This window comes from Pantoea sp. JK (assembly GCF_026130245.1).
In the GTDB taxonomy this organism is placed as follows: domain Bacteria; phylum Pseudomonadota; class Gammaproteobacteria; order Enterobacterales; family Enterobacteriaceae; genus Pantoea; species Pantoea trifolii.
The window spans coordinates 348,039-372,976 of record NZ_JAINFN010000004.1 but is presented as its reverse complement, the minus strand read 5'-3'; the positions used below and the strand labels follow the sequence as shown (position 1 = coordinate 372,976).

The window sequence follows — 24,938 nt, the reverse complement described above, 5'->3', positions numbered from 1 at the left end:
AGATGGATTTGGTCAGTTTTAATCAGTTGTCACCCGAAGCCGCGCAGGCGGCGATTGCCCACTGCGTAGCGATTCCCGGATGGCAACAGGCGCTGGTGGCGGCGCGGCCCTATGCCGACGTTGCGGCGTTACAGGCCGAAGCCGATCGCCTGGCGCAGCGGTGGCAAGCCGCTGATCTTGAGCAGGCGCTGAGTGCCCATCCGCGCATCGGCGACAAAGTGGCAGGCGCGAATAAAGAAGCTACGCTGTCGCGCAGTGAGCAGTCGGCGATGCAGCAGGCGAACGGCGCGCTGCAATTGGCGATGCTGGCGGGCAATCAAACCTATGAGCAGCGGTTTGGCCGGGTGTTTCTGATTCGCGCCAAAGGGCGCAGCGGCGAAGAGATGCTGGCGGAATTGCAGCGTCGGCTTAACAACGATGCAGCGAGTGAACAGCGTGAAGCGCTGGCGCAGCTGCGAGAAATTACCCTGTTGCGGCTGAAGGAGAGCATCACATGAGCACCATTACGACGCATATTCTCGATACCGCTCTGGGCAAACCGGCGATTGGCGTGGCGGTTTCGCTCGAGCAAAACAGCCCAGAAGGCTGGCTGCCGCGGGTGGAAGGCAAAACCGACAGCGACGGACGCATCAAAGATCTGACGCCCGAACCGCTGGCGCCGGGGCATTACCGTTTGACGGCAGAGATCGGCGACTATTTTGCTGCCGAAGGGCGCGATGCGCTTTACGTGAGCGCGCAAATCGATTTCGTGATTGGTGCCACAGGCAGCCATTATCATCTGCCATTTCTCATCTCGCCGTGGTCATGGTCAACCTATCGCGGCAGCTGATTGTAGGGTCGCCATTCATGGCGACCTGTTTTTGCGAAGCGCATCACGCGCTGCGCTTGAAAGCCAGCAACTATCAAAACCTTCGGTTCATCCAAATATATTCCTGGCGAAAGTGCGGCTAATCTTAGTCGCATAATAGAAAGCAATATGAAGCCAATGGAGCCGATAAACATGAGCACGCACGACAATAACGATAATGCAGCAGCCGCAGGCAAGTGCCCCTTTCATCACGGGGCGTCTGAAGATAAGAGTGTTCTGGCGCGCGGCGCCGGTGGCGGGACATCCAACCGCGACTGGTGGCCAAATATGTTACGCGTCGATCTGTTAAACCAACACTCCAACCGTTCCAACCCGCTTAGTGACAACTTCAACTACCGCGACGAATTCAGCAAGCTGGATTACTCCGCATTAAAAGCCGATATCCGCGCACTACTCACCGATTCGCAATCCTGGTGGCCAGCCGACTGGGGCAGCTATATTGGGCTGTTCATTCGCATGGCGTGGCACAGCGCGGGTACCTATCGCACCATTGATGGGCGCGGCGGTTCTGGTCGTGGTCAGCAGCGTTTTGCCCCGCTGAACTCGTGGCCGGATAACGTCAGCCTTGATAAAGCGCGTCGCCTGCTGTGGCCGGTGAAGCAGAAATACGGTCAGAAAATTTCCTGGGCCGATCTCTACATTCTGGCGGGCAACGTCTCGCTTGAAAACGCGGGCTTCCGCACCTTCGGCTTTGGTGCCGGTCGTGAAGACGTGTGGGAACCGGATATGGATGTGGATTGGGGCCACGAAACCGAATGGCTGGCGCATCGCCATCCAGAAGCGCTCGCCAATGCACCGTTGGGTGCCACCGAAATGGGCCTGATTTACGTCAACCCGGAAGGTCCGGAAGCCAGCGGCGATCCGAAATCAGCGGCGCCGGCGATTCGTGCCACCTTCGGCAACATGGGCATGAACGACGAAGAGATCGTGGCACTGATTGCTGGTGGTCATACCCTGGGGAAAACCCACGGCGCGGCTGAAGCCAGCCACGTTGGCGTTGATCCGGAAGAGTCACCGATTGAAGCGCAAGGCCTTGGCTGGACCAGCAGCTACGGCAGCGGTGTGGGTAAAGATGCCATCACTTCAGGTCTGGAAGTGGTGTGGACGCAAACCCCAACGCAGTGGAGCAACTACTTCTTCGAGAACCTGTTCAAATACGAATGGGTACAGACGCACAGCCCGGCGGGCGCGATCCAGTTTGAAGCCGTTGATGCGGAAGCGATTATCCCGGATCCGTTTGATCCGGAGAAAAAACGTAAACCGACCATGTTGGTAACCGATCTGACGCTGCGTTTCGATGAAGAGTTTGGCAAGATTTCGCGCCGCTTCCTTAACGATCCACAGGCGTTCAACGAAGCCTTTGCCCGCGCCTGGTTCAAACTGACGCACCGCGATATGGGACCAAAAGCGCGTTACATCGGTCCGGAAGTGCCGAAGGAAGATCTGCTGTGGCAGGATCCGTTACCGCAGGCGATTCATCAGCCAACGCCTGCCGATATCAGCGAGATTAAAGCGCGCATTGCCGCTTCAGGTCTGAGCGTCAGTCAGCTGGTTTCTGTGGCCTGGGCTTCAGCCTCAACCTTCCGTGGCGGCGACAAACGTGGCGGTGCCAACGGTGCGCGTCTGGCATTAGCGCCGCAAAAAGATTGGGCGGTGAATGCCAGCGTAATCAATGATGTGCTGCCAACCTTGCAGAAGATTCAGCAGGAATCCGGCAAAGCGTCGCTGGCAGATGTGATTGTGCTGGCGGGTAGCGTGGGTATCGAACTGGCCGCTTCAGCCGCTGGCGTGGCAACGCAAGTGCCGTTTACGCCGGGCCGTGTGGATGCGCGTCAGGATCAAACCGACGTTGAGTCATTCAACTTCCTGCAGCCGCTGGCCGATGGTTTCCGCAACTATCGTCGCAGCCCGAAAGGTTCTTCAACCGAAACACTGCTGTTAGATAAAGCACAGCAGCTGACGCTGAGCGCGCCAGAATTGACGGTGCTGATTGGTGGTCTGCGTGTTCTCGGCACTAACTTCGACGGCGGCCAGCACGGCGTGTTCACCGATCGCGTTGGCGTACTGAGCAATGACTTCTTCGTTAATCTGCTCGACATGCGCACCGTGTGGAAAGCCACTGACGAGAGCGAAGAGCTGTTTGAAGGTCGCGATCGTCTGAACGGCGAAGTTAAGTTCAGTGCCACACGTGCCGACTTAGTGTTTGGATCGAACGCTATCCTGCGTGCGCTGGCCGAGGTTTATGCCAGCAGCGATGCGAAGCAGAAGTTCGTCACCGACTTCGTCGCCGCATGGACCAAAGTGATGAATCTGGATCGCTTTGAGCTGTAATCTACAGCAAAGAAAGTAAAAACCCCGGCTTGCCGGGGTTTTTTGTTACTTCAGCGTATACCCATCCGCATCACGCCATGCCGGGAAGCGTTCACGGTAGGCTTGCAGCTCTTCAAGAGACAACTCCGCATCAAGACGCGCACGCTCAAAAGGCTCACCGCTTGCCAGAATCTCACCCAGCGGCGAAATAATGCGGCTGTCACCACTGTATTGATGTTGATTGCCATCGCTGCCGACGCGGTTGCAACCGGCAACGTAAGCCTGATTTTCAATCGCACGGGCTAACAGCAGCGACTGCCAGTGCAGCGCACGCGGAGCCGGCCAGTTGGCGACATACAGCGCCAGATCGTAATCGTTGTGGTTGCGAGAGAACACCGGGAAGCGCAGGTCGTAGCAAATTTGCGGCAGAATACGCCAGCCGCGCCACTCAAACACTTCACGCCTTTCGCCCGCCACATAGTGCTGATGCTCATTGGCCATGCGGAACAGATGACGTTTGTCATACTGATGCAGCGTGCCGTTCGGCTCGACCAGCAAGAAGCGGTTCACCGCGCCTTTTTCCGTCTGGATTGCCGCACTGCCGCCGACGAGCGCGTTGCTGGTTTGCGCGTGCGCGTGCAGCCACGCCACGACTTCACTCTGCGGCAGCGAACTTTCGGCGGCTTCCATAGCAAAACCGGTGGTGAACATCTCCGGCAGCAGAATGATGTCGCGGCCTTCAATGCCTTTTAGCACGCCATCGAAATGACGCAGGTTGGCTGCGCCATCCATCCAGCTCAGGGTTTCCTGCAGAACGGTAATTTTCAAAGCTGACATAAGCGCTCCGCAGCGGCGTCGAGCGTCGCTTCCTGTTTGGCAAAGCACAGGCGAATCAGCTTGTGCGGGAAGGGTTCGGCGCAGAACACCGACAGCGGAATCGCCGCCACGCCGACTTCTTTGGTCAGCAGCTGGCAGAAACTCACGTCATTCAGATCGGAAATCGCGCTGTAATCGACCAGCAGGAAGTAAGTGCCTTCACACGGCAGCACTTTGAAACGGCTGGCGGAGAGCTTCTGAATAAAGCGATCGCGGCGCGCCCGGTAGAATTCCGGTAGTTCACGGTAGTGTTCTGGCTCCTGACGCAGCATATCGGCAATCGCCAGTTGTGCCGGGGTATTCACCGAGAAGGTCAGATACTGATGCACTTTACGGATTTCAGCGCTGATCGCCGCCGGTGCAATGCAGTAACCCACTTTCCAGCCGGTCATGTGGAAGGTCTTGCCAAATGACGACACCGCAATCGAACGCTGACGCAGTTCAGCATGCGCCAACACGCTGGCGTGGCCCTCTTCGGCGAAACAGATGTGCTCATACACTTCGTCGCTCAGCACGTAGATTTCTTGCTCTGCAATCGCCTGCCACAGTTCGGCATAATCGCTTTTGCGCCACACCGTGGCGGACGGATTGTGCGGCGTATTGAGAATCACTAAGCGGGTTTTGCTGCTCAGCAGGCTGCGGAATTCGCGCCAGTCAACGCGGAAACCCGGTGGCTGCAGGGCGATGCGTTTCAACATGCCCCCCGCCAACTGCACGGCAGGCGCGTAGCTGTCGTAGCTTGGGTCGAAGCAGATCACTTCATCACCGACACGCACCAATGCGGTAATTGCGGCGTAGAGCGCTTCGGTCGCGCCTGCGGTGATGGTGATGTCGCTGTTAACGTCAGGCGTGTGGCCGTAAAGCGCAGCGGTTTTCTCAACAATCGCTTCACGCAGTGGCAGTACGCCGATCATCGGTGCATATTGGTTGGCGCCCTCGCTGACGTGATGCGCCAGGCGCTGCTGCAAATAGCGCGGACCGTCAAAATCGGGGAAGCCTTGCGAAAGGTTGATGGCGTTGTGCTGCTGCGCTAACGCGCTCATTTGCGTAAAGATGGTGGTACCGAGCGCCGGTAATTTGCTCTCGGGGATCAGGTTGTGCTGCGTCATTGTTTTGTGGCCTTAAGCGCGAATGTCGTTGCGGAGAAACCCTGTGTTGCTGCCACTATAAACAGGATGTTAACATTTGGCAATCGAGACGCTTAGACGTCTAAACTAACCTGCGGAGCCTGTATATCGCTATGACGGATTTTCTTCCACTGGAACATTTAGTGGCCGCCTGCCACTGGATTGGTGGCAAAGGCTGGGCACCCGCGACCGGCGGTAATATGTCGGTGCGGCAGGACGCGGAGTATTGTCTGCTGAGTGCGTCCGGCAAAGATAAAGGCAGCCTGACACGTGATGATTTTATCCAGGTTGAGATCGCCACCAACGCGGTGCCATCGGGCCGCACGCCATCGGCGGAAACCGGCCTGCATACTTTGATTTATCGTCTTTTTCCGCAGGCGGGCGCGGTGCTGCATACGCATACGGTCAACTCGACGGTGCTGTCGCGGGTGGAGAAGGGCGATGCATTGCTGCTCAGCGGCTATGAGATGCAGAAAACCCTGGCTGGGCAGCAGACGCATCTAAATACCGTTGCCATCCCCTTGTTCGATAACGATCAGGACATTACGGCACTGGCGCAGCGCATCGAAGCTTTTGCCGCCGATACGCCGCTGCAATATGGTTTTCTGCTGCGCGGCCACGGTTTGACCTGCTGGGGCAAGGACGTGAACGAAGCGCGTCGCCATCTGGAAGGTTTGGAATTCCTGTTTGAATGTGAACTGCAACGTCGCCTGCTGGAGGCCAAATGATTCGCGCCATTGTTACCGATATTGAAGGCACCACTAGCGATATCCAGTTTGTGCATCAGGTGTTATTCCCTTATGCGCGCCAGCATTTAGCAGCGTACGTGCGGGAATATCACGCAGATGAAAACGTCGCCGCCGCACTTAACGCGGTACGTGAAGAGTCCGCTGCGCCTCAGGCCTCGCTGGAGGAGCTGATTACCACGCTCACGAATTATATCGATGAGGATCGCAAATCGCCGGGCCTTAAAGCCTTGCAGGGCATGATTTGGCGCGCCGGCTACGTGGAAGGCCAGTTTACCGGTCACCTTTATCCCGACGTTCTGCCGGCTTTTGAGCGCTGGCAGCAGCAGGGGATTGGCCTGTATGTTTATTCCTCGGGATCGGTCGCCGCGCAAAAACTGTTATTTGGCTACAGCGATGAAGGTGATTTAACCTCGCTGTTTAGCGGCTATTTTGATACCGGCGTCGGCGCGAAACGTGAGGCGCAATCGTATCGCAATATCGCCGAAAAAATCGGCCTTGCGCCTGCGTCATTGCTGTTCCTGTCAGATATTCATCAGGAGCTGGATGCAGCAGCGGATGCGGGCTGGCATACCGTGCAGTTAATTCGTGGCGAGGCGGATAACGCCAGTCGTCATCACCAGGTCACCGATTTTTCCCAGATTAAACCGGAGTCGATTTAACATGAGTGCATTGACCATTTTTACCGATACCGAAGCCCATCAACCGGTGTGGCACAGCACCGATGCCGAAGCGATTCGCGATCATCTCAACGCGAAAAACGTGCGCTTTGAACGCTGGGAAGCCGATCGCGATCTGGGTGCGAATCCCGATGCAGAGACGGTGATCAAAGCCTATCAACATGCGATTGATCGTCTGGTGGCCGAGAAGGGTTATCAGAGCTGGGATGTGCTGAGCATGCGGGCGGATAATCCGCAGAAAGAGGTGCTGCGCACCAGGTTCCTCAACGAACACACGCACAGCGAAGATGAAGTGCGCTTCTTCGTTGAAGGTTCAGGGCTGTTCTGCTTGCATCTGGATGGCGAGGTGTATCAGATTTTGTGTGAGAAGAATGATCTGATCTCAGTGCCTGCTGGCACAGCGCACTGGTTTGATATGGGTTCTGAGCCGCACTTTACCGCGATCCGTATTTTCGATAATCAGGAAGGTTGGGTGGCGAATTTCACCGGCGACAAGATTGCCGATGCGTATCCGCGCTTAGCGTGATTGTAGGGTCGTCATTCATGACGACCTTTTTTCTCAACCGCACATTACCCATTACCCTACGGCTGAAAAATCCCTTCCTTTACCTGCGCTGGCGTCACCACGCCAGTATCCAGCACCCAACCGCTAATCAACGCCGCTGGCGTCACATCAAAGGCCGGGTTATAAACCGCCGCATTCTGCGGTGCCCACTGCACGCTACCAAAGCTGCCTGATACGCCGGTCACTTCGCTGGCGGCGCGCTGCTCAATAGGGATGGCATCGCCGTTCGGACATTGCCGATCCAGCGTGGTGTGCGGTGCGGCGACGTAGAACGGAATGCGGTGATAGTGCGCCAGCACGGCCAGGCTATAGGTACCAATTTTGTTCGCGACATCACCGTTCGCCGCGATACGATCCGCACCAACCCAAATAGCATCGACCACGCCGCGCGCCATTAAACTGGCGGCCATCGAGTCGGTAATCAGCTGATAAGGAATGTTCAGTTCACCCAGTTCCCACGCGGTTAAGCGACCACCTTGTAGCAGCGGTCGTGTCTCATCCACCCAGACATTTTTCACCAGACCTTGTTGATGAGCGTAGGAGATGACGCCGAGCGCAGTGCCGACGCCCGCAGTCGCCAGCCCGCCGGTATTGCAGTGCGTCAGCAGTTGGCTGCCCGGTTTCACCAGCGTGCTGCCCGCGCGCGCGATGTTGTCACACAGTTGCTTATCTTCGGACACCAGACGCAGCGCTTCGCTGCTCAGCGCTGCAACGAAATCACTTTCGGCCAACGCCACTTTCATGCGATCCAGATTATTCATCAGGTTCACGGCCGTTGGGCGCGCTGCGCGAAGCACCTCCAGCGCTGCCGCTAATTCCGTGCGCGCTGCGCCTTGCTCGCCCAGCAGCGCCAGCAGCAAACTGGCTGATAGACCAATCAGCGGCGCACCGCGCACGCGCAAGGCGTGAATATGTTCAACCAACTGCGCGACACTGTGCGCAGGCAGCCAGTTTTGTTGCTGTGGCAGCGCTTGCTGGTCAAGGATCCACAGTTGATTATCGCGGACCTCAAGGCTGGTGGTACGAAGTGTTTGCATGGTGTGAAATCCCTGTTGCGTTAATGCTGGCTATTGTGCCAACATGCGTAACGGATGTATAGACGTCTGAACGGCTTATTACTATCGATAATCGAGGAACAGGCAATGTCGCAATACCGTACGTTCAATGCTGCCGATGCTGTGGAATATGCGAAACAATTTGGCGGCGTGGACGATCCGTCTGCGCTGGTGCGCGCCGAAGAGATCGGTGATGGCAACCTTAACCTGGTGTTTAAGATTTTCGATAATCAAGGCCGCAGCCGTGTGGTGGTGAAGCAGGCATTGCCGTATGTGCGCTGCGTCGGCGAATCCTGGCCGTTGACGCTGGATCGCGCGCGTCTCGAAGCGCAGACGTTGATTGAACACTACAAACACTGTCCGCAGCACACCGTCAACGTCACCCATTACGATGCCGAACTGGCGGTAATGGTGATGGAAGATCTCTCCAGCCATCGTATCTGGCGCAGCGAACTGGTGAAGGGCGCTTATTACCCGCAGGCTGGCCGCCAGGTTGGCGAGTATCTGGCGCAGACGCTGTTCCATACCTCCGATTTCTTCCTGCATCCGCATAAGAAAAAAGCCGAAGTGGCGCGTTTCATTAATCCGGAAATGTGCGAAATCACTGAAGACCTATTCTTCAACGATCCGTTTATCGATCATGAGCGCAATCAATATCCTGCGGCGCTGGAATCGCTGGTGGTCAGCCTGCGCAGCGACGATGCGCTAAAAATCGCCGTGGCCGGTCTCAAGCATCGCTTCTTCGCTGATGCGGAAGCCTTGCTGCATGGCGATGTGCACAGCGGTTCGATCTTTGTCGCCGATGGCAGCCTGAAAGTGATTGATGCGGAGTTCGGTTACTTTGGGCCGATTGGTTTTGACGTTGGCAGCGCGATTGGCAATTTGCTGATTAATTACTGCTGCCTGCCGGGCCTGCTGGCACCGCGTGAGGCGGCAGAAGGGCGTGAACGTCGTTTGAGCGATGTACAGGAAGTGTGCAATCAATTTGCCAGCCGCTTTTTGGAATTGGCGAAAGAGAAAACCCGCGATATGGCGCTGGCTTATCCCGGTTATGCCGAATCCTTCCTGCGCAAAGTGTGGCGCGATACCTTGGGTTATTGCGGTACTGAGTTGATTCGCCGCACGGTGGGGATGTCTCACGTTGCGGACTTCAAACAGATCGAAGATCAGACCATGCGCACCGAGTGTATTCGCAGCTGTATCACGCTAGGACGCACGCTGATTCTGGCTGCCGATCATATTGCCGATGTGGATGCGCTGATTGCGCGGATTCGTCAGGCGGGTTGATGCTGGTGTCGGGAAATCAAGCAGGGGCTGCAGAATAACCGGCTGACGCTGCGCAGCAAAAAACCGGAGATGGTGCGTCAGGAGCTGTGGGGCGTGCTGCTTGCGTATAATCTGGTGAGATATCAGATGATAAAAATGGCGTCGACGCTTAAGGGATACTGGCCTAATCAGCTGAACTTCAGCGAGTCTGCGGCCTGGGTAATGAAGCTGCTCTGGACGCTTGAGGGCGCGTTACCGGGGCGGATCCCGGAACTGGTGAAAAATGTGGGCGCGATGGCGCAGATAGTCAAACTGCCGGGGTGACGGGAGAGGTCGTTCCCGAGAGTGGTGAAAGAGAGGCCCTGGAAGTACCCGGCAGCCAAAAGAAAAAATGCCAGTCAGACTTAACTGACTGGCATTAGCCCCGTTTCCGGGGCTTTTTTTATTTCACGTTTAAGCTGGATTTTTTAGCTTCATAACGATGTATTCAACACCCGGCTCATTCGGTAACAGCTGAAGGGACGATTCAATGACAGTAATTTTCCCTGCGTTGATGTCATCCAGGCGGCCACGCACAATCTTATCGGTGTGAACGTTTAAGTCGATGCTAAAAACATCAGGGCTTGCGATCATTTTGTCACGTTCAGACTGTGGCAAGGCATAAAATTCTTCGAAGTTCATTGGAAAAACTTTATTTGCTGAGTGAAAGTTAATTACTAACGGATTACGCAGAAGGACGTTCGTTCCATGCGTCCGTGTACTGGATATTACCATCCACAATACGCCAGGTGATTTTTTCATACTGCAGGCTAACGCTTTCCGTGTGGTTCAGCTTGTCATTGCCCGACAGTTTTGTGTTGGCCACGCCGCAGTTAACGCCGGTGACTTTCACGTTTTCCATCAGCACGGTGTAATAGCACACCTCTTGGCCCGCATCGCTGATGTTGTAGAAACGAATTTCGGCGCTTTTCAACGTCTGGCCGGTGGCCGCTGCTTTATAGAGATAAGGCGTTGAGCTATCCACCTCTTTCTCGATCATCATTGATGAATGCTGGCGCGTGCCGGTTATTTTGCCGTTAGCGGTGTCTACCGGCAGGTTAATACCGTGGCTCAGGCCGATAATTTCAATGCTGCCTTCACGTTCGTGAACATCGACAGAACCTCTAATATCCGCGCCACCATCGTCTTTAAGCCACATATACGGAGGAATTGGCATTTATTTGCTCCTTATTTTTTTGATTAACTTCATTGTTAAAATGTAAATAACAACCGTGATGGGAATCACTGTGCATACGGACATGTAGAAATAGATGTCGTAAAAACGATCCGCTCCAATCTCTTCATTCCCGTAGATCATTTGGCCGATTTTCAAGGCTAATTGTTCGTTAAACCATAACTCTGGCGGGCCCAGAGTACGGGCGACAACTAGCATCAGCGCGAGAAAACAAGCGACTTTGGCCGCTCTACGGGCAAGTGTTTGAATAACCACTGGCAATCACCTCAATGTATCCGCGCGCCATTAAATTTTTCATGCAAGGAACCGGGATCGGCGCTGTTCTCAGAAGGGCATTACGACTTAGCGCATAGTCTGAATTAAGGTGGAGAGTTATACATCCTTCAGATACGCGGCCGGGATGGAGGCGAAATAATCCGCGTCTGACGTCATTAATCCACGTTTCATCATCAATGCTCAGATCGTCACGATATAAAGCAAACCATTCATCGCGATCAAATTCAGCACCGTTAAAAACGCGGTTATATAAATCCTGTGACTTTGCCTTAGCCCATGAAAGCAGGCCACCCCTCCCACGCTCAACAATCCAGTATTACCCGGTGGGATAGGCCCAACGTTTGGGACGGCCATACATGCAGGAATATTTCTGTAGGCACCTTTCCCGGAAAACGCCATGAAGACGCCCACGCCATACAGATTCAACGGCACGAAATCTGCGCCGTTCAAAATCATCTTACCGATAATTGGCATCGTTAATCCCTAACCTTTAATCCATGTAGTAACTGAGGTTTATGTTACATCCCTCATATTGTCAGAACCAGAAATAATTAGAGTTGGTAATCAATACAGCTTTTACGATCACGCTTTGCCATTGGCGTTGTTAAAACAACAACGAGAGATATAGAATCTCAACGAACAACCCCCCCCTTTGGCGCAAGACGTGCGACACAAACAGGATATTCGTTATGTCGCAGACGCTAACCGATCAGGATTTTAAGAACGCCGCCACCAAACTCAGCTGCAGTGAAGCCGCCGTGCGCGCCGTCGCCGAAGTAGAGAGCTCCGGTATCGGGAAATCAAGCAGGGGCTGCAGAATAACCGGCTGACGCTGCGCAGCAAAAAACCGGAGAAGGTGCGTCAGGAGCTGTGGGGCGTGCTGCTTGCGTATAATCTGGTGAGATATCAGATGATAAAAATGGCGTCGACGCTTAAGGGATACTGGCCTAATCAGCTGAGCTTCAGCGAGTCTGCGGCTTGGGTAATGAAGCTGCTCTGGACGCTTGAGGGCGCGTTACCGGGGCGGATCCCGGAACTGGTGAAAAATGTGGGCGCGATGGCGCAGATAGTCAAACTGCCGGGGCGACGGGAGAGGTCGTTCCCGAGAGTGGTGAAAGAGAGGCCCTGGAAGTACCCGACAGCCAAAAGAAAAAATGCCAGTCAGGCTTAACTGACTGGCATTACTCCCTGCGGAGGCTTTTGTGTTTTATGCGGCTTCACTGGCTCGCGAATTGGTTTTCGTCTGCGTCTTTGGCACCGCCAGCGCTTCCGGCGCAAAATCATCGACGTTAATCGCTTTCAGGCGGCTGGCCTCAGCTCGGATCAGCACCTGCGCTTCGCTTTCATCAATCCAGCCCTCTTTCAGACCACGCTGCGCCAGCGCATCCAGACGGGTGAACGACAGGTGTTTTTTCTGCTGCTGGCACAGACGATCGTGAATCACTTCGGCGGCCATCACATCCTGCAGCGCCTGCTCCAGCTGACCCGCCGGATTATGTACGCTTGGTGTCAGATACTGACCACGGCCCAAACGGGTGCGCGTCGCGGAAGGTAATTGCAGCAGTTTCGCCAGTTTGTGATCCAGTTTATCGGACGGTGCCGGGCAGTGATGACCACCGGCGAAAATCACCATTCGCAGCGCACCGGCCACCATGCGGTTCGGGAAGTTGCGCAGCAAATCATCCATCGCCACTTCGGCCTGATGCAGCGCATCCTGCACGCCCCAATGCACCAGCGGCAAATCAGCTTCGTTGCGGCCTTCATCCTCATAACGTTTCAAGGTAGCCGACGCAAGATACATCTGGCTCAACACATCGCCGAGACGCGCCGAGATGCGTTCACGACGTTTCAGGCTGCCGCCCAGCACCGCCATCGACACATCTGACAGCAGCGCGAGGTTGGCGCTTAAACGGTTGATATGCTGATAGTAGCGGCGCGTGGCGTCGCGGGTTGGCGTGGCGCTGGTGCGACCGCCGGTCAAGCCCAGCCACAGGCTGCGCACTTTATTGCTGCCAACGTGGCCGATATGGCTGAACAGCGCGCGATCAAAAGTTACTAGATCGTTTTTCGCTGCGGCGTTCATCTCTTCCAGCACCCACGGATGGCAACGGATGGCGCCCTGGCCGAAGATGATCATGCTGCGCGTCAGGATGTTAGCGCCTTCTACGGTGATGGCGATCGGGGCGCCCTGATAAGCACGCGCCAGGAAGTTGTTTTCGCCCAGCATAATGCCTTTACCGCCAGCGATATCCATCGCGTCGATAATGGCGCGCTGACCGCGATGGGTGCAGTGATACTTCACAATCGCCGACAGCACCGCCGGTTTTTCACCGAGCATAATGCCGCTAGTGATCAGCGTCGCGGCAGCGTCCATCACGTAAGCGTTACCGGCAATGCGCGCCAGCGGCTCTTCGATCCCTTCCATTTTACCGATAGAGACTTTGAACTGACGGCGGATGTGCGCATACGCACCGGTTGCCAGCGCAATGCTTTTCAGGCTGCCGGTTGAGTTCGAAGGCAGCGTAATGCCGCGACCCACTGACAGACACTCCACCAGCATGCGCCAGCCTTGACCGGCCATCGACGGGCCGCCAATGATGAAATCGATGGGTACAAAAATGTCTTTACCGCGCGTCGGACCGTTCTGGAACGGCACGTTAAGCGGGAAGTGGCGCTGGCCAATTTCTACGCCTGGCGTGTGCGTTGGGATCAGTGCACAAGTGATGCCGAGCTCTTCGGTATCGCCCAGCAGGTGATCCGGATCCGAGAGTTTGAACGCCAGGCCTAACACGGTGGCAATCGGTGCCAGCGTGATATAGCGCTTGTTCCAGGTGAGGCGCATGCCCAGCACTTGCTGACCTTGCCATTCACCCATGCACACCACGCCGGTATCAGGAATGGCGCCCGCATCCGAACCCGCTTCCGGGCTGGTCAACGCAAAGCACGGGATCTCATCTCCGCGCGCCAGACGTGGCAGATAATGATCTTTCTGCTCATCGGTACCGTAATGTTGCAGCAGTTCGCCTGGACCGAGTGAGTTGGGTACGCCAACGGTGATCGCCAGAATGCCAGAGACGCCCGCCAGTTTCTGCAGCACACGCGCCTGCGCATAAGCGGAGAATTCGAGGCCGCCATACTCTTTCTTAATGATCATGGCGAAGAAGCGATGCTGTTTCAGATACGCCCACAACTCCGGCGGCAGATCGGCCATTTCATGGGTGATCTCGAAGTCATTCGCCATGCGGCACGCTTCTTCCACCGGGCCATCAATAAAGGCTTGCTCCTCTTCGGTCAGGCGTGGCTGCGGGTAGTTATGCAGCTTTTGCCAGTCCGGTTTGCCGCGGAACAGATCGCCTTCCCACCAGGTGGTGCCGGCGTCGATCGCCTCTTTTTCGGTGCGTGACATCGGCGGCATCACTTTCTGGAAGCTGTGCAGCGCCGGTTTGGAGAACATGCTGCGGCGCATCACTGGCAGGTTGAACGGCAGCAGGATGATCGCCAGCGGCAGCAGCATCCACGGTGTCCACACGTCAGCGGCCGCCAGCGCGCCGGTCCACAGCAGCAGAATCACGCTGCTCAGCTGAAGAGAAATTTGGTGGTAGAACAACACGCTAAGCAGGATTAGCGTCGCAACGATTGAGGCAACCAACATAATGAACCACTCCATAAGTAGTAAGAGGTCTGACCTGTTATGGGTGTAGGTTTAGAATATGGGGCAAAATTTATCAATCTGTTTACATCGCAATTACAACACATCTCACAAATTCGTTGCACGATGCGCAACAACTGCCAAACTTCCTCTAAGCGCCGCGCTTTTACTGGATGCAGGCGCTTTGCGGCGTAGTCCCATTCCGTTAAACTTGCCGGGTCAATCTTTCCTCTAAAGGACATCCCTATGTATCAGGACATTATTCGCTCAGAGCTCAATGAAGCAGCCGATACGCTTAACAACTTCCTGAGTGACGACGCTAACATTCACGCGATTCAGCGCGCTGCAGTTTTGCTGGCCGACAGCTTTAAAGCGGGCGGCAAGGTGCTCTCCTGCGGTAACGGCGGCTCGCACTGCGATGCCATGCATTTTGCTGAAGAGCTGACTGGGCGCTATCGTGAAAACCGTCCTGGCTACCCGGCGATTGCCATTTCTGATGTCAGCCATCTCTCCTGCGTTAGCAACGATTTTGGCTACGACTATGTGTTCTCGCGCTATATCGAAGCGGTTGGTCGCGAAGGCGATGTGCTGCTGGGGCTTTCTACTTCCGGGAACTCTGCCAACATCATCAAAGCCGTAGAAGCTGCGCGCGCGAAAGGCATGAAAGTAATTACTCTGACCGGCAAAGATGGCGGCAAGATGGCAGGTTCAGCGGATATCGAAATTCGTGTGCCGCACTTTGGCTATGCCGACCGCATTCAGGAGATCCACATCAAAGTGATCCATATCCTGATGCTGTTGATTGAAAAAGAGATGGTTAAGTCATGATGCGTTCCTCTCGCCGCGTGCGAGAGGATCTAACTTAAGGCGGTTGCTATGTGCGAATTGCTCGGGATGAGCGCCAATGTCCCCACGGACATCTGTTTCAGTTTTACCGGTCTGGTGCAGCGTGGCGGTGGAACCGGGCCGCACAAAGATGGTTGGGGCATCACGTTCTACGAAGGAAAAGGGTGCCGCACCTTCAAAGATCCGCAGCCGAGCTTTAATTCGCCGATTGCCCGTTTGGTGCAGGAATACCCGATCAAATCGCATTCGGTGGTGGCGCATATCCGCCAGGCGAATCGCGGTGAAGTGTCGCTGGAAAATACCCATCCGTTCACGCGTGAGCTTTGGGGCCGCAACTGGACCTACGCACACAATGGTCAGCTTAAAGGTTACCGTCAGCTGGATACCGGGCCGTTCCGTCCGATTGGTGAAACCGACAGCGAGAAAGCGTTCTGCTGGATGCTGCACAAACTGACCGAGCGCTATCCACGCACGCCGGGCAACTGGCCAGCGGTGTTCCGCTACATTGCCGAGCTGGCAGCGGAAATGCGTGAGAAGGGCGTGTTCAACATGTTGTTATCGGATGGGCGCTACCTGATGGCGTTTTGTTCGACCAATCTCTACTGGATTACGCGCCGTGCGCCGTTTGGCAAAGCCACGCTGCTCGATCAGGATGTGGAGATTGATTTTCAGCAGCAGACGACGCCGCAAGATGTGGTGACGGTGATTGCCACGCAACCGCTGACAGGCAATGAAACCTGGCACCGGATAGTGCCAGGCGAGTGGGCGTTATTTTGCCTGGGTGAGCGCCAGGAATGATTTCGAAGCAGCATCCGGTGTAGAGATCACCGGTGTGCTGTTCACCGCATATTGGCCGGTGGCCGTCACATTCACCGTTGGCGGCACGCGGTACTTGGCAAAGTACGCATAGCCCGGCTGCAGTTCACGCCAGAAGTTAATGTACGTCGAGTATTTATGACGTTGCATATTGCTGTCGGTCATGCGGAATGGATAGATGTTGACCTGAATTTCCTGCTGGCCATTGCGCAGCGCGGCATTGGTGTAGGTGAAGATCTCATCCATTGACGCATTTGTCATCGCGTAGCAACCAATCGATACGCAATCACCGTGAATCATTAAATAATTGCCGTCATAACCTTTAGCGCGATCGTATTGATTCGGGAAACCGGTATTAATAGCGCGATAGAAACGGCTATCCGGTTTCAACTGATTCAGCTTGACGTTATAAAAGCCTTCCGGACTTTTGAAATCGCCCTGACGACGTTTAGGTCCTAAACCGCCAGAGAAATTACAGATGCGATAGCTGTCCAGCAGACGATATTCATTACCGATTTTGCCGTACAGTTCCAGCGTACGCTCTTCCTTGAAAATCTGAATAAAAACGGGGGTGCCAATTAGTTGTTTCTTTAACTCTTTGCTCACCGGAGCCAGCGGTTGCGTCGGCTCGGGGTTAATTGCCCAGCTAAGGACCGGCATAAGAATCATCGCAAGCGTTAATGCGATTCTGCCCATTCTGTAGATACCTTGAATTGAAGAGAGACGATGACGCTAAGCGTCCGGGTATTGCATTATCGGAAATATCCGCTATCGCAGCGCAACATTAACATTGTCTGGCTTTTAATCAAGCCAGTGTCCGAGAAAATGGCGCGTTCCTAAAAGGAATACGACCACTAATTTGTAAACTTTAATTAGATGGACAAAAAAAATCGCCTTTTTACGCTTGGCTTCAAAACGATTTAATCCTGACGAGTAATAAGACATGTCTTGGGTGTTGAAAACGATGGCGTATCTATACTGCGCCAGTCATTTTCAACAGGTAAAAAACTCATGGATCTCGTCACTCGCCCGTCCCTTTATCAGGTGGAAAATCTGCACTACATGTTGTCGTCCGGTCCTGACATGATCAATGCACACTTACGCAGCGGCAAAGCATGGGAGCCAACAATGCTGCAAATTGCACAATTGCTGATTGAAGGTATTGAGCGTCCGGTATTGGTCGATGTGGGGGCGAACTTAGGTGCCTGGTCGGTACCGATGGGCGATCATATTCGCACTAAAGGTGGCATCTTGTATGCCTTTGAACCGCAACGCCAGGTGTACTATCAACTGTGTGCCAATCTGTTCAGCAATCAGCTGTTTCACTGTCATGCTATGCAGATGGCAATTGGTGATGTCAATGGGGAAATTGACGTTCCGGTATTGGATATGCAAAACGAAGTGAATGTTGGGGCGCTGTCGCTGGATGCTGATATTCGTGCGCAGCAGAAGATGCTCAGCACTGACATCACCACGTGTGAATCCGTGCGCATTGCTACCATCGATAGCCTGAAATTGCCCGCGGCGCACTTGGTTAAAATCGATGTCGAAGGGCTCGAATTGGAGGTGCTTAAAGGTGCACGTCTGTGGCTGGGGAGCTCAGGTTATCCCGCCATTTTGTTCGAAGTCTGGGGCGATTATCTGCCAGGCCTGATCCCCAAACGTAATCGTCTGCTCAATTTGCTAAAGCGTGCTTTAGGCTATGAAGTCGATATGTTCGGTGAACTCGGTATCGCTCAGCACCCGCAAAATAAACGTCTTGAGATAAAGAGAACCGATAAGGGCATGGAGATTCGTCGCCTGTTTTAATCTTGCTTTTTAGCATTGCCAATACTTTTGCATCTGTACAAATATCCAGTACTATATTGAGGTCTCGATTGATACTGGATTAGTGGCAAACGTGAAAATCATTCATGTCGATATGGACTGCTTTTACGCAGCAGTGGAAATGCGCGATGATCCGTCATTGCGCGATATCCCCATTGCGATTGGCGGCAGCCGTGAACGGCGTGGCGTGATCAGCACCGCGAACTATCCAGCACGTAAATATGGCGTGCGTAGCGCGATGCCAACCGGCATGGCGTTGAAACTTTGTCCGCATCTGCGGCTGCTGCCTGGCCGCTTTGATGCGTATAAAGAAGCCTCGCACCAAATCCGCGACATCTTTTCGCGTTACACTTCGTTGATTGAACCGCTTTCACTCGATGAAGCTTATCTGGATGTGACAGATAGCCTGCACTGCCATGGTTCGGCCACATTAATGGCGCAGGCAATTCGTGCCGATATTCTGCGTGAAACCGGGTTAACCGCTTCCGCCGGGATCGCGCCGATCAAGTTCCTCGCCAAGATCGCTTCCGATCTCAACAAACCCAACGGGCAATTTGTGATCACGCCTGACGCAATGTCTGATTTTTTACTCACGCTGCCGCTGAGCAAAATTCCTGGCGTGGGTAAAGTGGCGACCAAAAAGCTGGAAGAGATGGGATTGCGCACCTGCGCCGATGTGCAACGTGCCGATCTGGCTTTGCTGCTTAAACGCTTTGGCAAGTTTGGCCGTATCTTGTGGGAGCGCAGCAATGGCGTGGATGAGCGCAATGTGGTGGTCGAGCGCGAACGCAAATCGCTCGGCGTTGAGCGCACACTGATGGAAGATATTCACAGCTGGGAACAGTGTCTGGAGATTATTGATTTTCTCTATGCCGAGCTGGATCGTCGCTTAACCGCCATCAAGCCGGATAAGCAGATCGCCCGGCAAGGGGTGAAACTCAAATTCAATGATTTCCAGCAAACCACGCAGGAGCACGTCTGGCCGGTGCTTAATAAGGACGACATGATCGCGGTTGCGCGCCAGGCATGGGATGAACGCCGAGCTGGGCGCGGCGTACGACTGGTGGGATTGCATGTCACGATGGTGGATCCGCAACTGGAACGGCAGTTGGTATTGGGGTTGTGAGAATGTGCGCGCCTGAAAGCAAAACGCGCCGATGGGTTCCCTCTCCCACTTGTGGGAGAGGGTTAGGGTGAGGGAAAACTACTTCTTACCGTACTTATCTTCCAGCGTCGCAAACCACGGCGCAATGAAATCGCTGTTCTCGCCCCAGCCTGGAATGATCTTATTCAGCGACGCCACATTGACCGCGCCTTGCTGGCTGTTCAGCTGCTGCTGGGAAATTGATGACGCTTTAAACTCGTAAGTCGCCGGTGTGGTTTCGCCTGCAATCTTGTTCGCTACCAAACGCATATTCACCGCGCCAATGGTTTTTGGATCCACCGCCACGGTTTGCACCCAAGGACTGTTTTTCTCGTGCATCAACTGCAGATCCTGATTGGATACGTCGATGCTATACAGTTTGATCTCGGTACGGCCATTCTCCTGCAGGGCTTTATATGCGCCCTGGCTAAAGGCATCCCATGCCCCCCAAATTGCATCAATCTTACCTTTCGGGTATTTCGCCAGAATTGCGCCAATCTTATTGGCGGTGTCGCCTTGCACGTCAGAGGAAACGGCACCAATGGTTTCCAATTGATGGATGCCTGGATTCTCCTTGAGCACTTTTTCATACACTACCTGACGACGCTCCATCGGTGGGAAACCTGCCACCCACAGCTTGACGATATTGGCTTTGCCGTTGAAATCTTTAACGATCTGTCCCAGCGATTCCTGAGCCAAAGAAGCATCATCCTGCGCCGTCACGGTGACGTCTTCTACCGGTGTATTAACCGGCGTATCAAACACCGACAGCTTGATGCCCGCAGCGGCGATACGCTGCACCAGCGCAGTCGAATAGGGATCTTTACCGTGCGACAGAATAATGCCGTCATATTTCTGGCTAATCGCCTGGTTAACGAAATCCTGGAAACGCGCATCGTCGCCATTGCTGAGGAAAGTGCTGACCTTAAAGCCCAGCTGGCGGCCTTGCTGAATCGCACCGGCAACAAACTGCGTGGTGTTATCGTCGGAGCCCAGGTTGCGAATGATGGCGATACGTACCGGGCCTTCATGGTTAGCGATAACCGCAGGCACAGTGGCATCGGCGAAGGCGGCGCTGGCGTTGAGCAGGCTAACCGCCAGCAGCGAACGGGTAATTTTTTTCATTATGATCTCTTTCTGATTAAACGCGCCTTAACGGCGCTGGATGTAAGTCATCGCCAGCGCCAGCGCCAGTACCAGACCTTTAATAATGTCCATCGCGTAATAGGGCACCGACAACATCACCAGCCCGTTCTGCAACACACCAAGAATGATCGCGCCCACCAAGGTACCCAGCGCATTGGGTTTACCCGAACCGGCCAGCGAGAAGCCGATCCACGCCGCGGCTACGGCATCCATCAGATAACCGCCGCCGGCATTCACCTGCGAAGAGCCGATACGTGACGCCAGCAGAATACCGCCCAGACCAGCCAGCAGCGAGGCCAGCACATACGCCAATACGCGATAGCGCGTGGTGCGAATGCCGGAGAGACGCGCCGCTTCAGGATTGCCGCCCAGCGCATACATACGACGGCCGTGCTTGGTCAGCGACAACGCCAGCTGCGCCACAATGGTGACCACCAGCATGATAATGACGATGGTCGGCACCTGGCCGAGCAGGCCAAAGGTTGCAGGAATGGTGCCTTCGGCCATGTCGCCGCTCGGCAGCACCATATTCTCGGTAATGGAGCCGCCAAAGCTGTAGGTCATCGCCACGCCCTGAATCACAAACAGCGTGGCGAGGGTGGCGAGCATGTCGGGAATGCGCAGCACCACAATCAGGAAGCTGTTGAACAAGCCAACCAGGGTGCACAGCAACAATGTGATGATAATGGCTTCAGTGGTGCCAAAGCCGTGCCAGACGAACAGCGAAATCACCAGCGCGTTGGCCAGCGAGGCGGTGGATCCCACCGACAAATCAAAGCCGCCCACTGTCAGCGAAATCGACACGCCAATCGCAATCACCGTGACGATGGCGATGGAACGCAGGATGTTGATGATGTTGGTCGGCTCGAGGAAGCTGTCCGAAGCGAGACCAAATGCGGCAATCAGAATCACCACCGTCAGCAACATGCCCCACTTATAGAGGAAATCAAACAGCTGATGGCGCAGAGAAGGCTGCGGGTTTAGGGATAGTTCTTTGCTGCTCACGCAGGTGTTCCTCCGGTGGAATAAAGCAAAAGTGCCTCTTCTGTGGCTGTTGTGCCCTCCATCTCTGCCACAATGCGCCCATCCCAGAGCACACAAATGCGGTCGCATAGACCGACCAATTCAGAAAACTCGCCCGAAGCATAAATGATGCCTTTGCCTTCGCGCGCTAAGCCATCGATCAGCGTGAACAGATCGGTTTTGGCTTTGATATCGACGCCTTTCGTTGGCTCATCAAAAATCAGCACATCGGCGTTGTTGCGCAGCCATTTGCCAATCGCCACTTTCTGCTGGTTGCCACCCGATAGGCGACGCAGAATTTGCCCCGGTCCGGTGGTGCGTACATTCAGGCGCTGAATTACCTCTTCCGCCCAACGCCACGCCTGACGATGACCAAACAGGCTCCAGCGCGAGAAGCTATTATCTGCGCTGATGCTCAGGTTCATGCTCACCGGTTCATCGATGAAAATGCCCTCTTTGCGGCGCTCTTCCGGCACCAGCGCCATGCGGTTTTCTACTGAATCATGCGGTGAACGCGGTCGCCACGGCTTGCCGTGCAGTTCACCCTGCGTCACGCGGCTTTTGCTGGCACCAAACAGCGCTTTGCACAGCTCGGTTTTACCTGCGCCCGCCAGACCAGCAATGCCAAGGATTTCGCCTTTATGCAGACGCAGCGAAATATCCTGCAGTAACCGATCGTCGTGTAAGCCTTCCACCGACAGCAGCAGCGGCTGCGGCGTACGGGCGCGACGCGGCGGAAAGACATCGTCGAGCCGATGTCCCAGCATTTTCTCCACGATCTGCTCGCCGCTCAGCGCCGCCATCGGGCTGCTTTCGATCAGACGACCATCGCGTAGCACCGTTAAGCGGTCACAAATCGCTTTCAGTTCGTGAATGCGGTGCGAGATGAACACCACGCCAATGCCGCTGGATTGCAAGCGGCGCACCACGGTAAACAGGCGCTCGCTCTCATGCTGGTCGAGTGGCGCGGTGGGTTCATCCAGGATCAGGAAGCGGCAGTGATGGGAGAGGGCGCGCGCCAGCAGGATTTGCTGTTTCTCCGCCAGCGAGCAGCGCTCCACTAAACGATTAACGTCAATGTTCACTTCCAACTGCGCCAGTAACGTACGCGCCTGGCGGCGAATCTCGCGCCAGTTATAGGCGTGACCTGGCTCCGCTAAACGATCGAGCAGAATGTTTTCTGCCACGCTGAGCTGTGGCACCAGCGCCACATCCACTTCCTGCTGCACCAGATGAATGCCGAGCTTTTTGGCATCGCGCGGCGAGCGAATATTTACCGGCACATCATCCAGCAGAATCTCACCGCTGTAATGATCGTGTGCGCCAGCCAGCACCGCCATCAGCGTGGATTTTCCGGCACCGTTAGCGCCGGTTAACGCGTGCACCGAGCCGCCTTCGGTCAGAAAATCCACCTGCGCTAGCGCGGCGAAACCGCCAAAGGCAATGGAGATATTACGCATCTCCAGGCGGTTGATTGCACTCATTGAGCCGGGCCTTTAATTAGTTGAGTTGGGGGCATTTTTTCCCGAACCATCACGCTGGGCAACGAACGAAAGGGCATAAGCTAGCACGGAATGTTATTAGCCATCCAGACATCTGGATATACCGATAGCTAAAACTGGCGGGCGAGTCAGCGCTGGTGAAATGCGCGGGTGGTAAGACAACTCTTAGAGGATTGTGCTGGCGATTGGCATGGCATTAAAAAGGCGGTCACCATAAATGGCGACCCTACGACAGTTTTGTAGGGTCGCCATTTAGGGTGACCAAACAATCTTGACCCGCAGGCATAAAAAAACCAGGCCGCAGCCTGGTTGTCATCATCGCGTAAACTTTACGCTTTTTCTGGCACCACGCTGAGCAGCGCGGTCAGCAGTTTCCAGTACAGACCCACGCTTTCGATGTGAACCTGTTCATCCGGTGAATGCGGGCCGGTGATGGTTGGGCCAATCGAAACCATATCCATGTTCGGATACGGCTTCTTGAACAAACCACACTCCAGACCGGCGTGAATCACCTGAATGTTGGGCGTTTTGCCAAACAGCGCTTCGTAGGTTTTACGCGTCAGCGCCATTACCGGTGAATCGGCATCAGGCTGCCAGCCCGGATAGCCGCCTTTTGGTGCGCTTTTCGCTCCGGCCAGATCGGCCAGCGAGGTCAGCACTTCAACCACCCAATCTTTGCCGGTATCGATCAGTGAACGAATCAGGCAGATGATTTCGGCATTGCTCTGATCCATAGTCACCACGCCAACGTTGAGCGAGGTTTCCACCACGCCTTTCGCTACGTCGGAGTTACGGATTACGCCGTTTGGTGTGGCGTTGAGCAGGTTGAGGAAACGATCGCGGCTGTCAGCGTTCAGCGCCAGGCCTTGATGTGCCAGCGACTCAGCGACAACGGCGATGTTCTTCTCTTTCACGCCCAGCTCGTTCAGCAGCGTTGCCTGGAAATGGGCCGCAGCCGATTTCAGTTCGTCAACTTTATGGCTGTCGATCGCCAGCGTAGCAAAAGCTTCACGCGGGATGGCGTTACGCAGCGTACCGCCGGTGAATTCGATCAGACGCACATCGAACTCACGCGCGTGCAGCGCGAGGAAGCGTGCCAGCAGTTTGTTGGCGTTGCCGAGACCATGATGAATGTCAGCACCGGAGTGACCGCCTTTCAGGCCTTTCAGCGTCAGCTTCAGGGTTTCATAGCCCGCAGGAATTGCTTCACGCGTCAGCGGCAAGGTGGTGATGAAGTCGATACCACCGGCGCAACCCATGTAGATCTCACCTTCCTCTTCCGAGTCGGTGTTGATCAGAATGTCGGCCTGCAGCCAGTTCGGCTGTAAACCAAAGGCGCCGTCCATACCCGATTCCTCGGTCATGGTCAGCAGCACTTCAATCGGGCCATGGATCAGGCTGTTATCAGCCAGCACCGCCAGCGCAGACGCCATACCAATGCCGTTATCCGCGCCCAGCGTGGTGCCGCGCGCTTTCACCCATTCGCCATCAACGTACGGCTGAATCGGATCTTTGGTGAAGTCGTGCACCGTGTCATTGTTCTTCTGCGGCACCATATCAAGGTGCGCCTGCAGCGCCACCGGCGTGCGTTTTTCCATACCGGCGGTCGCGGGTTTACGAATCAGGATGTTGCCAACCTGATCGCGCTCAACCCAAAAACCTTGCTCTTTTGCCCAGCCGACAACGTATTCGGCCAGTGCTTCTTCGTGGTAAGAAGGGTGCGGAATGGAACAGATTTTGGCAAAAATATCCCACAGCGGTTGGGGTGAAAGTTGCGACAATTCAGACACCATGCATCTCCTGTGTCAGCGTGGCGGACAGACCGCACGCACGCGGGTTTCCAGTAAAAATCGTCGTCAGAGCATCTGACGTGATGGGCCTGAGAATATCACTGTTTCTCGCCGGGTGCGTAATCAGGCGCGCTAAAAACCTGCAACCAGTAAGACAGATGCTGGTTTTTGAGGCGTCAGATCCTTATAATC

General features: G+C 54.9%; 24 protein-coding genes and 3 pseudogenes. 14 read left to right on the top strand and 13 right to left on the bottom strand.

Annotated features, from left to right (window positions below):
- The first annotated feature begins 2 nt into the window (after positions 1–2).
- From uraD to katG, 3 genes are all read left to right on the top strand, one after another.
- Positions 3–497 carry a 2-oxo-4-hydroxy-4-carboxy-5-ureidoimidazoline decarboxylase gene (uraD, locus tag PanJK_RS12205; RefSeq protein WP_265299950.1) on the top strand — a complete coding sequence of 165 codons (495 nt, stop codon included), beginning with the start codon at positions 3–5 and terminating at the stop codon, positions 495–497.
- Positions 494–829 carry a hydroxyisourate hydrolase gene (gene uraH / locus PanJK_RS12200; protein ID WP_265299948.1) on the top strand — a complete coding sequence of 112 codons (336 nt, stop codon included), beginning with the start codon at positions 494–496 and terminating at the stop codon, positions 827–829. Before uraD ends, uraH begins: the two co-directional genes overlap by 4 nt.
- Positions 830–1,000: 171 nt before the next feature.
- Complete coding sequence (gene katG, locus PanJK_RS12195; protein WP_265299946.1) at positions 1,001–3,199, top strand: catalase/peroxidase HPI; 2,199 nt, start codon at positions 1,001–1,003, stop codon at positions 3,197–3,199.
- A gap of 45 nt (positions 3,200–3,244) precedes the next feature.
- On the opposite strand, the gene PanJK_RS12190 is transcribed toward katG, so the two are convergent.
- Together PanJK_RS12190 and PanJK_RS12185 are read right to left on the bottom strand one after the other, a co-directional pair.
- Positions 3,245–4,015 carry an amidohydrolase gene (locus PanJK_RS12190; RefSeq protein ID WP_265299944.1) on the bottom strand — a complete coding sequence of 257 codons (771 nt, stop codon included), beginning with the start codon at positions 4,013–4,015 and terminating at the stop codon, positions 3,245–3,247.
- On the bottom strand, positions 4,003–5,163 hold the full coding sequence (locus tag PanJK_RS12185; RefSeq protein WP_265299942.1) for a pyridoxal phosphate-dependent aminotransferase: 1,161 nt from the start codon (positions 5,161–5,163) through the stop codon (positions 4,003–4,005). The genes PanJK_RS12190 and PanJK_RS12185 overlap by 13 nt, the downstream gene beginning before the upstream one ends.
- Before the next feature lie 131 nt (positions 5,164–5,294).
- Here PanJK_RS12185 and PanJK_RS12180 point away from each other — a divergent pair, with 131 nt between their 5' ends.
- Genes PanJK_RS12180 through PanJK_RS12170 form a run of 3 tightly spaced genes read left to right on the top strand, consistent with a single transcriptional unit; the run spans position 5,295 to position 7,133 of the window.
- The gene (locus PanJK_RS12180) at positions 5,295–5,909 is read left to right on the top strand and encodes a methylthioribulose 1-phosphate dehydratase (RefSeq protein WP_265299939.1); all 615 of its coding nucleotides are present in this window, start codon (positions 5,295–5,297) and stop codon (positions 5,907–5,909) included.
- Positions 5,906–6,589: an acireductone synthase gene (gene mtnC / locus PanJK_RS12175; RefSeq protein WP_265299937.1), complete on the top strand. Its 684-nt coding sequence runs from the start codon at positions 5,906–5,908 to the stop codon at positions 6,587–6,589. Before PanJK_RS12180 ends, mtnC begins: the two co-directional genes overlap by 4 nt.
- Before the next feature lies 1 nt (position 6,590).
- Positions 6,591–7,133, top strand: a complete 543-nt coding sequence (locus PanJK_RS12170; protein WP_265299934.1) for a 1,2-dihydroxy-3-keto-5-methylthiopentene dioxygenase — start codon at positions 6,591–6,593, stop codon at positions 7,131–7,133.
- A 56-nt stretch (positions 7,134–7,189) separates the two neighbouring features.
- On the opposite strand, the gene mtnA is transcribed toward PanJK_RS12170, so the two are convergent.
- Positions 7,190–8,209: an S-methyl-5-thioribose-1-phosphate isomerase gene (gene mtnA, locus PanJK_RS12165; protein WP_265299932.1), complete on the bottom strand. Its 1,020-nt coding sequence runs from the start codon at positions 8,207–8,209 to the stop codon at positions 7,190–7,192.
- 105 nt (positions 8,210–8,314) lie between these two features.
- On the opposite strand from mtnA, the gene mtnK reads away from it, so the two are divergent.
- On the top strand, positions 8,315–9,514 hold the full coding sequence (mtnK, locus tag PanJK_RS12160) for an S-methyl-5-thioribose kinase (protein ID WP_265299930.1): 1,200 nt from the start codon (positions 8,315–8,317) through the stop codon (positions 9,512–9,514).
- A gap of 9 nt (positions 9,515–9,523) precedes the next feature.
- Positions 9,524–9,901 (top strand): annotated as a pseudogene (locus tag PanJK_RS12155) (IS4 family transposase); the annotation flags it as partial.
- Between the two features lie 45 nt (positions 9,902–9,946).
- On the opposite strand, the gene PanJK_RS12150 reads toward PanJK_RS12155, so the two are convergent.
- The 4 genes and pseudogenes from PanJK_RS12150 to PanJK_RS12135 all read right to left on the bottom strand — a co-directional run bounded on the left by PanJK_RS12150 (position 9,947) and on the right by PanJK_RS12135 (position 11,477).
- Positions 9,947–10,174: a hypothetical protein gene (locus PanJK_RS12150; RefSeq protein WP_256695703.1), complete on the bottom strand. Its 228-nt coding sequence runs from the start codon at positions 10,172–10,174 to the stop codon at positions 9,947–9,949.
- Positions 10,175–10,217: 43 nt separating this feature from the next.
- On the bottom strand, positions 10,218–10,709 hold the full coding sequence (locus PanJK_RS12145) for an Hcp family type VI secretion system effector (RefSeq protein WP_101762526.1): 492 nt from the start codon (positions 10,707–10,709) through the stop codon (positions 10,218–10,220).
- A complete protein-coding gene (locus tag PanJK_RS12140; protein WP_256695705.1) occupies positions 10,710–10,982 on the bottom strand; it encodes a hypothetical protein in 273 nt (90 codons plus the stop codon). It abuts the gene before it with no gap.
- Positions 10,957–11,477 (bottom strand): annotated as a pseudogene (locus tag PanJK_RS12135) (DUF2778 domain-containing protein). The gene PanJK_RS12140 and the pseudogene PanJK_RS12135 overlap by 26 nt, the downstream one beginning before the upstream one ends.
- Before the next feature lie 215 nt (positions 11,478–11,692).
- On the opposite strand from PanJK_RS12135, the gene PanJK_RS12130 reads away from it, so the two are divergent.
- Positions 11,693–11,833 (top strand): hypothetical protein, encoded by a 141-nt coding sequence (locus PanJK_RS12130; protein WP_256695706.1) that lies wholly within the window; start codon positions 11,693–11,695, stop codon positions 11,831–11,833.
- Positions 11,785–12,174 (top strand): annotated as a pseudogene (locus PanJK_RS12125) (IS4 family transposase); the annotation flags it as partial. The gene PanJK_RS12130 and the pseudogene PanJK_RS12125, both read left to right, overlap by 49 nt.
- 36 nt (positions 12,175–12,210) lie before the next feature.
- Here PanJK_RS12125 and fadE read toward each other — a convergent pair.
- Positions 12,211–14,655 carry an acyl-CoA dehydrogenase FadE gene (gene fadE / locus PanJK_RS12120; protein WP_265299925.1) on the bottom strand — a complete coding sequence of 815 codons (2,445 nt, stop codon included), beginning with the start codon at positions 14,653–14,655 and terminating at the stop codon, positions 12,211–12,213.
- Positions 14,656–14,898: 243 nt separating this feature from the next.
- Between fadE and lpcA the strand changes: the two genes are divergently transcribed.
- Both lpcA and PanJK_RS12110 read left to right on the top strand, forming a co-directional pair.
- Positions 14,899–15,480, top strand: coding sequence for a D-sedoheptulose 7-phosphate isomerase (gene lpcA / locus PanJK_RS12115; RefSeq protein ID WP_256695708.1), 582 nt, complete (start codon positions 14,899–14,901; stop codon positions 15,478–15,480).
- 48 nt (positions 15,481–15,528) lie between these two features.
- On the top strand, positions 15,529–16,296 hold the full coding sequence (locus tag PanJK_RS12110) for a class II glutamine amidotransferase (protein ID WP_008108933.1): 768 nt from the start codon (positions 15,529–15,531) through the stop codon (positions 16,294–16,296).
- On the opposite strand, the gene dpaA is transcribed toward PanJK_RS12110, so the two are convergent.
- Positions 16,267–17,010, bottom strand: coding sequence for a peptidoglycan meso-diaminopimelic acid protein amidase (gene dpaA / locus PanJK_RS12105; RefSeq protein WP_154153769.1), 744 nt, complete (start codon positions 17,008–17,010; stop codon positions 16,267–16,269). The genes PanJK_RS12110 and dpaA overlap by 30 nt on opposite strands.
- A gap of 315 nt (positions 17,011–17,325) precedes the next feature.
- Here dpaA and PanJK_RS12100 point away from each other — a divergent pair, with 315 nt between their 5' ends.
- Together PanJK_RS12100 and dinB are read left to right on the top strand one after the other, a co-directional pair.
- Positions 17,326–18,123, top strand: coding sequence for an FkbM family methyltransferase (locus PanJK_RS12100; protein WP_265299919.1), 798 nt, complete (start codon positions 17,326–17,328; stop codon positions 18,121–18,123).
- Between the two features lie 91 nt (positions 18,124–18,214).
- Positions 18,215–19,267, top strand: a complete 1,053-nt coding sequence (dinB, locus tag PanJK_RS12095; protein WP_265299917.1) for a DNA polymerase IV — start codon at positions 18,215–18,217, stop codon at positions 19,265–19,267.
- 78 nt (positions 19,268–19,345) lie between these two features.
- On the opposite strand, the gene PanJK_RS12090 is transcribed toward dinB, so the two are convergent.
- The 4 genes from PanJK_RS12090 to pepD form a co-directional block, all read right to left on the bottom strand.
- Positions 19,346–20,410 carry a sugar ABC transporter substrate-binding protein gene (locus PanJK_RS12090; protein ID WP_265299915.1) on the bottom strand — a complete coding sequence of 355 codons (1,065 nt, stop codon included), beginning with the start codon at positions 20,408–20,410 and terminating at the stop codon, positions 19,346–19,348.
- A 27-nt stretch (positions 20,411–20,437) separates the two neighbouring features.
- Positions 20,438–21,436, bottom strand: coding sequence for an ABC transporter permease (locus PanJK_RS12085; protein WP_256695713.1), 999 nt, complete (start codon positions 21,434–21,436; stop codon positions 20,438–20,440).
- A complete protein-coding gene (locus tag PanJK_RS12080) occupies positions 21,433–22,938 on the bottom strand; it encodes a sugar ABC transporter ATP-binding protein (protein ID WP_265299912.1) in 1,506 nt (501 codons plus the stop codon). The genes PanJK_RS12085 and PanJK_RS12080 overlap by 4 nt, the downstream gene beginning before the upstream one ends.
- Positions 22,939–23,285: 347 nt before the next feature.
- Positions 23,286–24,746 (bottom strand): beta-Ala-His dipeptidase, encoded by a 1,461-nt coding sequence (pepD, locus tag PanJK_RS12075; RefSeq protein ID WP_265300004.1) that lies wholly within the window; start codon positions 24,744–24,746, stop codon positions 23,286–23,288.
- Positions 24,747–24,938: the final 192 nt, after the last annotated feature.